Source organism: Microvirga tunisiensis (assembly GCF_009296175.1).
Lineage (GTDB): Bacteria > Pseudomonadota > Alphaproteobacteria > Rhizobiales > Beijerinckiaceae > Microvirga > Microvirga tunisiensis.
Window position 1 is genome coordinate 1 of record NZ_VOSK01000320.1, and the last position, 6,773, is coordinate 6,773.

The 6,773-nt window shown below is 66.4% G+C and carries 7 protein-coding genes and 1 pseudogene; 6 read left to right on the top strand and 2 right to left on the bottom strand.

Annotated features, from left to right (window positions below):
• Positions 1–744 (bottom strand): class I SAM-dependent methyltransferase (locus tag FS320_RS35235; protein WP_152717018.1); only part of this gene is annotated, 744 nt, incomplete at its 3' end.
• 315 nt (positions 745–1,059) lie between these two features.
• Here FS320_RS35235 and FS320_RS35240 point away from each other — a divergent pair.
• The 6 genes from FS320_RS35240 (at position 1,060) to FS320_RS35260 (ending at position 6,076) form a co-directional block, all read left to right on the top strand.
• Positions 1,060–1,590 carry a hypothetical protein gene (locus FS320_RS35240; protein ID WP_152717019.1) on the top strand — a complete coding sequence of 177 codons (531 nt, stop codon included), beginning with the start codon at positions 1,060–1,062 and terminating at the stop codon, positions 1,588–1,590.
• Positions 1,591–1,861: 271 nt separating this feature from the next.
• Positions 1,862–3,037, top strand: a complete 1,176-nt coding sequence (locus tag FS320_RS35245; RefSeq protein WP_338105617.1) for a DUF1254 domain-containing protein — start codon at positions 1,862–1,864, stop codon at positions 3,035–3,037.
• Positions 3,021–3,287, top strand: a complete 267-nt coding sequence (locus tag FS320_RS50415; protein ID WP_338105618.1) for a DUF1214 domain-containing protein — start codon at positions 3,021–3,023, stop codon at positions 3,285–3,287. Before FS320_RS35245 ends, FS320_RS50415 begins: the two co-directional genes overlap by 17 nt.
• Positions 3,288–3,301: 14 nt before the next feature.
• Positions 3,302–4,693, top strand: a complete 1,392-nt coding sequence (locus FS320_RS35250; RefSeq protein ID WP_244627595.1) for a DUF1254 domain-containing protein — start codon at positions 3,302–3,304, stop codon at positions 4,691–4,693.
• Between the two features lie 295 nt (positions 4,694–4,988).
• Entirely contained in the window at positions 4,989–5,828 is an 840-nt protein-coding gene (locus FS320_RS35255; protein ID WP_192926379.1) for a hypothetical protein, read from the top strand.
• A 5-nt stretch (positions 5,829–5,833) separates the two neighbouring features.
• Positions 5,834–6,076, top strand: coding sequence for a hypothetical protein (locus FS320_RS35260; protein ID WP_152717020.1), 243 nt, complete (start codon positions 5,834–5,836; stop codon positions 6,074–6,076).
• 432 nt (positions 6,077–6,508) lie between these two features.
• On the opposite strand, the pseudogene FS320_RS46355 reads toward FS320_RS35260, so the two are convergent.
• Positions 6,509–6,773: pseudogene (locus FS320_RS46355) on the bottom strand (IS91 family transposase); the annotation flags it as partial.

Sequence of the window (6,773 nt, forward strand, 5' to 3'; positions counted from 1 at the left end):
GAGTTTGCTCAACCGTCGTCTTGACGGCTCTGCCGCCAGCCCTGCGCAATCGCTCCATCCTGCCACACCCGGCTCCCGCCCTGGGATCGCACTCCCACGTCCAAGCTCATTGACAACGAACATCAGAGTATTCGGGGCCGATTCGGTTCCGCCGAGGAAGGGCGTCCAGTAATCGTCGAAATCCGCGAACTCGGCCGTGATGTCGATTGCGCGCACCTCCACGGACGCGAGGCCCGCTTCCGAGAGCAGCCGCCGCAGGGGCTCCGGCCGGCAGACCGGCGCCTTCACGCCGTCGTCGAACTCCCGCGCCCCGGGGTCGAGCGCCGTGGCCGCATCGAAGAAGTGCCGCATGATCTGCATGTGCCCGGCATAGTCCCAGACATAGAGCGCCACCGTTCCGCCCGGCCGCACCACCCGGGCCATCTCCCGGATCATCGCCTCCTTGTCAGGCACGAAATTCAGCACCAGCCCCGAGACGGCCGCGTCGAAGGCGCCGTCCGCCCCGGGCAGCGCCTGGGCATCGCCCTGGGCGAAGGAGGCGCGCGGGTCCCGCACCTGCTCACGTGCCGCGTCGAGAAAGGCCGGCGCGCTGTCGATGCCGACGAGGCGGGCCGGATCGCAGGCCCCGAGCAGCGCGGCCGCGAGAGCGCCCGTCCCGCACCCCACGTCGACGATGGCGGATTGCGGCGGAGCCCCGATCCAGTCGGCGAAGCGAGCGGCCACCCGCCGGCTCCAGCGGCCCATATAGCGTTCGTAAGCCTCGCTTCCGCTCCAAAGACCCGGCTGAACAGGAATCCGACAGATCCTCCGCGCCTTCAAGAGATCCTCATGAGCGATCTCATGAGATCGCTCGCAGGATTCCCTGGCGGAAAATCTACGCCGCCGGGCCCGGCGCGGCAACGCTTGCGCTTGCCCGGCCCTTTCCGACCTTGACGGTTTCCGTGCGACCGTTATATTGTTCCTGTTTTGTTCTGGTTCGAAGAGGCGAAAGCCATGCCGCCCGTCCTGCCCATCTCCGCGTATTAGCGGGACAAGCTCACGCCCGAACAGGTCGCCGAGATGCGCGCGCGGGTGGAGGGCTCCGCCCTCTCCTTCCGGCAGATCGCCCAGGCGCTGGGCCTGTCGGCCACCACCGTGTCGCGCTATGCGCGCCAGGAAGGCTGGCGCCGCCCGGCCGATTCTGCGGCTCCAGACCGGCCCGAGACCCCGAGCCCTGCGCCCTCGAGCCCCGCTCCGCCCGGGCGAAGCGCCCGCCGGGACGCCCCGCCGGCCGACCGGCGCGAGCAGATCGTCGACCGGCTCTGGACCCTCGCCGAGCGCCACGCCGAGGTGCTGGAGATCCAGCCCATCGAGCGCGCCGAACGCTCCCTCCAGCCGCTCGCCCGCCTCACCCGGACCCTCGGCGAGATGGACAAGCACATCCGCCCGCCTCTCGCCGCGCACGACGACGCCGTCGACGCCCCCAAACCCCGCCGCAGCCTCAACGAGCTGCGCGACGAGCTGGTCGCCCATCTCGAGCGCATCAACCGCGAGGAAGGTTATGGCTGGGACGTGCGGGAATGGTGGTTCAAGGATGGCGGGGGGATTTGAGGGGGGAGGAAAAGAATTGAGCGCCTGAGACAAAAACGTTGATGGACATTCGCGCATCCTCATTCGTCTTCCATTTTCGATCTGCGGCGGACCTTCAGGACACATGAGCTTTCAGGTCGAATCTGTCCGGATCTCAGGGTTTCACCCGATACCTGACTTCAGCAAGTCGCCTATCTTGAAAATGATTGAGCCGGGCACCGAGGCACACTGGTCTCCTTACATGTCGTGATCTGGCGAATGCTCCTGCGCGGGAGACAATTCGGAGGTCACGATGACACGGATCCAGTTCGCAATACCCGCCCTCGCAGCCATGGTCAGCTTCTCGGCCGTGGCACAAGGGCAGTCGCCATCGACGGCCTCCGATCTGGTCGACCGCACCATCGCGCGGCGAGCGGTCGAGGCCGTCAACTGGGGCATCCCGGCGGTCAACTATGACCGCATGGTCCAGGCGATGATCCGCGACGCCAAGGGCGACTTCAACCAGATCGTCTACTGGTCGGGGTTCCTCGATTCAAAGAACCAGACCCTGACACCCAATCCCGACACGATCTACTTCAAGCCGTTCTTCAACACCAAGGATGTCGGGCCCATCGTCCTGGAGATCCCGCCTGCCGACGACGGCTCGATCACGGGCACCATCATGGATTCCTGGCAGGCCGCGCTCGAAGACGTCGGCCCGGCGGGGGTCGACAAGGGCAAGGGCGGCAAGTACCTGATCCTGCCGCCCGACTTCAAAGGCGACGCGCCGGCTGGCTACATCGCGCTGCCGTCCATGACGTATCAGGGCTACGCGCTGCTGCGGTCCATCGTGAAGAGCAACAGCGACGCGGACGTCGCCAAGGCGGTCGCATACGGCAGGCGGATCAAGCTCTACCCGCTGTCCCAGGCCGCCAACCCGCCGAAGACGACGTTCGTCGACGCTGCCGGCATCGTGTTCGATTCCACGATCCCCTACGACCTGCGCTTCTTCCAGTCGCTCGACCGCATGGTGCAGGCCGAGCCATGGCTGGAGCGCGACAAGGTCATGATCGACATGTTGAAGTCGATTGCTATCGAGAAGGGCAAGCCGTTCAATCCGGACGACAGGACGAAACCGCTGCTCGAAGCCGCCGCCAAGGAGGCGCAAGCCTGGCTCAACCTGCGCTTCGACACCGTCTTCGTGCCCTATTTCGAAGGCGCCCGATGGGCGGTTCCCGCCGCCCCCGGCCTCGTTGAGACCTCGGCGACGTTCTACGAGACGCCGGACAGCTATCCCATCGATGCGCGCGCGTTGACGGACTACTGGGCGTTCTCAACCGTCAAGCATCTTGGTGCCGGCCAGTTCTACCTGATGGGCAGCAAGGACCGGCAGGGGCAACCGCTCGAGGGCGGCAGCCATTACCGCCTCGGCCGTCCCGGCGAATGTGCCGTCGTCGCAATACTGGTCGGCGGTGGTCTACAACCGTGAGACCCATACGCTGATCCGCGGCGCCTCTCGCCTGAGCCGCTCGTCGCAGGATCCTGCCTTGCAGAAGAATGCGGACGGGACCACCGATCTGTATTTCGGCCCCAGGCCTCCGGCAGGCAAGGACTCGAACTGGGTGGAGACCGATCCGGCCGGACGGTTCGAGGTGCTCGTCCGTTTCTACGGCCCCGGGAAGCCGCTGTTCGAGAAGACCTGGACGCTGCCGGACATCGAGAAGGTCGCGGCGCAATGATCGGAGACCATGTCATGCACAAACTGACCATCGCGACGATCGGGGCAACCTTCCTGCTGGCGTTTCCAGTCATGTCGCAAGCCGTCCACGCCCAGACTTCGCCAAGCACCACGCTGTCCGCTGAACAGGCTCGCGAGGAGAATGCCTACGCGCTCGGCCTGCAAGCCTTCCTGTGGGGCTATCCGCTCCGCTACTACAGCCTCTCGACTCCGAAGGGCATCGTGGCCGGGGGCACCTACATCAACGACTTCCGTCGGTTCCCGGAACTCAAGACGGCCAAGGACAGGTTCGTCGTCACGCCCAACAACGTCACGGTCGATGCCTATGGGACCCTGGATCTCACGGCCGAACCGGTCGTGGTGTTCGTGCCCGCCCTGACGGAGCCGCGCTGGTATCTGGTCCAGATCGGCGACTCGTTCGACGAGGTCGTCCGCAACATCGGCGGCATCAAGGGACCGCAGCCGGGCGTCTATGTCATCACCGGGCCGGACTTTGCCGGGGCCGTGCACGGCGACATGACCGAGGTGAGACTGCGCACCAAGATCGGCGTGGCCGCAGTGCGTATCCTGGCCAAGGGCGCGGCCGATCTGCCCAAGGCCGTGGAGGCCCAGGAGGGTTTTCACCTGATGCCGCTGTCCGCTTACCTGAGGGATGGGCTTGCCCACAAGCCACCGGCCGAGCGGCCCCTGATGGCGACCAACGACAGCAAGGCCCCGCAGGACCTCCGCTTCTTCGACGAACTCGGGTATGCGATGAGCCAGAGGCTGCCGACCTCGGCCGACTCCGATGACACTCTCGTCGCCTCGTTCCGCCAGATCGGACTGAGCGTCGGCAAGGGTTTCGAATGGCAGAGCCTTGACCAGCCGACCCGGCGCGGCCTGGCCCGCGCCGCGAAGGCAGGCGAGCAGATCGTCGACAGGAAGTGGGAGGCGGCGGGCGAGATCGCCAACGGCTGGAAGTACACCTTTTCCGGCGGACGCGCCGGCTATGATCCTGGCCTCCGTGCAGCGCTCATCAAGTACGAGCTTGGGGCCCAGCTCTCCGACCAGGTGCTCTATCCCAACACGGCCGTCGACGACAAAGGCGAGAGTCTGACGGGAGAACGGAAGTACGTCCTGCGCTTCGATGCCGGCAAGCTGCCGCCCGTCTCCGTGTTCTGGAACATGGCGATGTACGGCTCCGACATGCTGTTCGTCGAGAACGAGTTCGACCGCTACAGCATCGGCAGCACGACGGACGGGCTGAAGCCTGGCGCTGATGGGTCGCTGACGATCCTCATCCAGAAGGACCGTCCCGCCGACACATCGAACTGGCTGCCTGCGCCGTCCGGCCGTTCAATCTCACCATGCGCCTCTACGGGCCGGAGACGCCGGTCCTCGATGGCTCCTATCGGCTGCCAGCCGTAAGGCGGATGCAATAGTTCGCCATGTCCCGGCCATCCCGATCCCGTGAAGCGCCGCGCTTTTCTCATCGAGATCACCGGCGCCGATCCCCGGCTCTGGTCCGGGCAGGGCATGACGTGACGAGGCTTTCCATCCGCCGCCTGCGGCTCGCGAGCAGCGGCTGCCCCGGTGCCGTCCTGTGACCCATGGACCACAAGCCGCAACTTTGCGCAGGCACGGCCGCCTTTAGCGTATCTCCCCCACCAGAACTCTGCTTGACTGGCTGTGGGCGGGTTGGGGCGTTCGGACGGAGCACCTCATGACTGGACGATGCACGACCTGCGGGCTGTCAGGATGGGGGCTGGCACTCGCCCTTGTCACGGGGTTCGGAAGCTCGTTCGCCTTCGCCCAGGAGGGGCACGAGGCCAGCACGAGCGATCTCGCCAAGGCGGCGCAGAACCCGATCGCCGACATGATCAGCGTGCCGTTCCAGAACAACTTCAACTTCCATGTCGGCCCGCACGAGCAGCTTCAGGACGTCCTCAACATCCAGCCCGTCATCCCGATCACCCTCGACCGGGACTGGAACCTGATCACGCGCTGGGTCACGCCGGTGATCTCACAACCGCCCCTGACGGTGACGGGCGACCGCGAGTTCGGCCTGGGCGACATCAACCCGAGCTTCTTCTTCTCGCCCAAGCAGCCGACGCACGGCATCATCTGGGGCATCGGCCCGACCTTCGTGTTCCCGACCGGCACCGACAAGACCCTCACGCAGGGCAAGTACTCGGTCGGCCCGACCTTCGTCGCCCTGACCATCCAGGGCCCCTGGGTGCTCGGCGTGCTCGTCAACAACGTGTGGTCCTTCGCGGGCAAGAGCAACCGTGCTCCCGTCAACCAGATGCTGTTGCAGCCCTTCGTGAACTACAACCTGCCCGGCGGCTGGTACCTGACGTCATCGCCGATCATCACGGCCGATTGGGAGGCCAGTGACGGCGACCGCTGGACCGTGCCGGTCGGCGGCGGCTTCGGGCGCGTGTTCAAGATCGACAAGCAGGCGGTCAATGCGCAGCTCGCGGCCTATTACAACGTCGCAAGGCCCAGCGGGGCCGCCGACTGGCAGGTCCGGGCCCAGGTCCAGCTTCTGTTCCCGAAATAGCCACCGTGCCGCTGAAATGGCTCGGCCGCGCAGGGCACGCGCTGCGGTCGTCGAGCGATCTCGTCCGCGTCTCGCGCGGCGCGTGGCGCGGCCATCTGATCTACGGCGTGTATCAGGACGACCAGGGCCGCTGGATGGTCTATTGGCACGGGCGCACCCCGCAGGAAGTGGACTGGGAGAACCCGCCGCCGGAACTGGTTGGGCGCGGGCACGTGATCCAGGGCGTGTTCCGGCGGCCCGAGGCGTGAGCGGCCGCGATCCCGTTACATGAAATGGGCTTTTTTACGAGATTGCACGGCATCCCGGGCGGGCCGCTTCTGTGTAGGGTTTCGGATGCCGGCCCGTCGCAGACGCAACCACGTGCACCGGGGCCGGCGTCCGGAAGCCTCCAGGGAAGGAACCCGCGGAACGGTTGGGCGCCGTGCGTGCCGCGCTCATCTATGGGGATTTGGGCACTTCGGATCGGGTGCGGGATCGACGCCGATGCACCCAAGCCGGCAGAGTGGCGGCGTCGATGGGCCGGAGCGGGGCGTTATCGCCGTGGCGGAGTTGGCGCGACGGTGCCCATCGATGCTCCACCCGCAGGGTGCACACCCCATTTGACCGGGCACCAGCGTGGCCGGCGCAGGACCAGCCATGGTGACGAGCAACAGGGCGGCAGCGCGTGAGGGCCATCGGTTTCATGAGGTGTCGATCCGGATCACAGCCGTCGGGGCCGATGGCCGGTGTGCTGGCGAAGACCCGCGCGCGAACCGCTCGACGATGAGCATGCGCCCGCCGCAGCAGGGGCAGGGCTGCGTCAGGCATGGTGGGGCTGGGGCGCCGGCCGGGTCGGCGGTCACCGTCTCACAGGGCGGCTCACGCGCACCAAGCAGCGTGCGGGCTCGGGTCAGGTTGGCGGCGCGTGCGCCATGGGCAAAGAGACCATAATGCCGGATGCGATGG

Bases quoted from the DNA above. Each gene is read 5' to 3' on its own strand.
- FS320_RS35245 (WP_338105617.1), top strand. From the start codon at position 1,862: ATGACACGGATCCAGTTCGCAATACCCGCCCTCGCAGCCATGGTCAGC.
- FS320_RS35255 (WP_192926379.1), top strand. From the start codon at position 4,989: ATGACTGGACGATGCACGACCTGCGGGCTGTCAGGATGGGGGCTGGCA.
- FS320_RS35240 (WP_152717019.1), top strand. From the start codon at position 1,060: ATGCGCGCGCGGGTGGAGGGCTCCGCCCTCTCCTTCCGGCAGATCGCC.
- FS320_RS35250 (WP_244627595.1), top strand. From the start codon at position 3,302: ATGCACAAACTGACCATCGCGACGATCGGGGCAACCTTCCTGCTGGCG.